This is a genomic window from Deltaproteobacteria bacterium (assembly GCA_011773515.1).
Taxonomy (GTDB): Bacteria; Desulfobacterota; Deferrimicrobia; order J040; family J040; genus WVXK01.
Map to the genome: position 1 here is coordinate 1 of WVXK01000024.1, position 1,568 is coordinate 1,568.

Sequence of the window (1,568 nt, forward strand, 5' to 3'; positions counted from 1 at the left end):
ATTTTTTATTCAGAGGTAATCTGATGAATACATCCATTAAAGGCGGCCTGTCAAGCGAATAGTCTCCTCCTGTTCCCTTTGAATAGGGATTTGTTGGCAGAGATTGTGTTTTAGCCGCCATCATCCTTGCCGATCCGACTCGATCCTTCACGGGCGGTACGGAAAAGCTATCCGCACCGTACATCCATACGGGCTCTTCACGATCAACGATAGGGGTTGATCGTGTTTCCTCAGAACAGAGGAAAGGCACCAGAAAATTATCGGTTCCTGACCGCTCTCATTCAAGTTACATATGACGGGCTCCTGAGCACCAGTGATTCCGGAGTTGACGGCCAGGGCGGACAAGCTCAAAGATGATGGCAGGAGAAAGCGGCTCCCAATCAAGATGAGGGTATCGCACCAGTATTCAACGGGGATTGCCGCTTCTCCCCATGGCTCCTATGAGCGGAACATCAACTCCTCGTTGAAAGGCACCTGATCTCTTAAGACATAAAAAGCACCGGTAGCTAACTTGTGGGCCACAATGCTCATGGAGATGAGCCTTCGGGCCTTCGATCGTCTTCTGGCGAGATGCCTTTGCCTGAATTTCCTGACGGCACTGTCATATCTGACCGCTAACCCCGCAGCCTGAGAAAACGCCCATTTGAGGTAACCATTGCCCTGCTTGCAGCCTCTGCCTCTTTTGGTGATATGACCGGACTGGGCGATGCCAGGAACCACCCTGGCGTAGGAGCAAAACTGCTTTGGGCCCTCAAAACGATGGATATCTCCGACCTCATAGTAGATTGTCAAAGCCAGGATCTTACCCACACCAGGGATCGTCTGAAGCAGCTCGAACGAAGGCTCCTCGGCCACAGTGGCGAGAATCATCTCCTCAAGATCCTTGATCTGTCGGCTGTAAAGACTGATTCGCTCAAGCTGCAGCAGACCACCGCACCGAGCAGTCGGATGGTCAAAGTTATGGACAATCTGCGCCTCACTCAGCCCTTTGATCTCCCCCCGGGAGTAACCAAAAAGACCGTGCTGGAGTAACGTCCGCCTCAAATCGCCATATACGGCCGCTCGCAAGAAAACCAGGCGGTTTCTCCGACGCAAAAGATCCCGAATGGGACGTTTGTCCTTGGGATAGATGTAGGCCTCAGGGATCGCACCAAGCCTCAGAAGCCTCGCCAAGGTGAAGGCATCTCTTCGGTCCGTTTTCACTTTGGCCCCGGTGATCATATACAGACCCAACGTGTGGGCTAACTTCACCTCAAAGCCAGCCTCCTGGAGACCGTCTACAAGCCAATACCAGTTGAGGGTGGATTCCACCACCACAGACGGCCTCGAAGAGAAAGCCTCAAGCTGATCCAAAATGCCTGGAAGNNCAATTCCACAGTAAAATCTCATCGGTTGGCCTCCTTTCGTGTTTTGGGGTTAGTGATAGAGTCAATCCCCATCATTTTACCCCGAGGAGGCCGCCTTTAATAATTATCAAGATGTAACTGCAACCTGTTGCCCGCAAGAAAAGTGTCGATTTCCGATTGAATTATGGTGAAAACGGAGGTTGGGAGATTTTGCGGAGTTGA

1 protein-coding gene is annotated in these 1,568 nt (G+C 51.7%); it reads right to left on the minus strand.

Annotation, left to right across the window (positions count from 1 at the left end; translation table 11 throughout):
- Nucleotides 1–438: 438 nt before the first annotated feature.
- A complete protein-coding gene (locus tag GTN70_03360; protein ID NIO16030.1) occupies nucleotides 439–1,389 on the minus strand; it encodes an IS110 family transposase in 951 nt (316 codons plus the stop codon).
- Nucleotides 1,390–1,568: the final 179 nt, after the last annotated feature.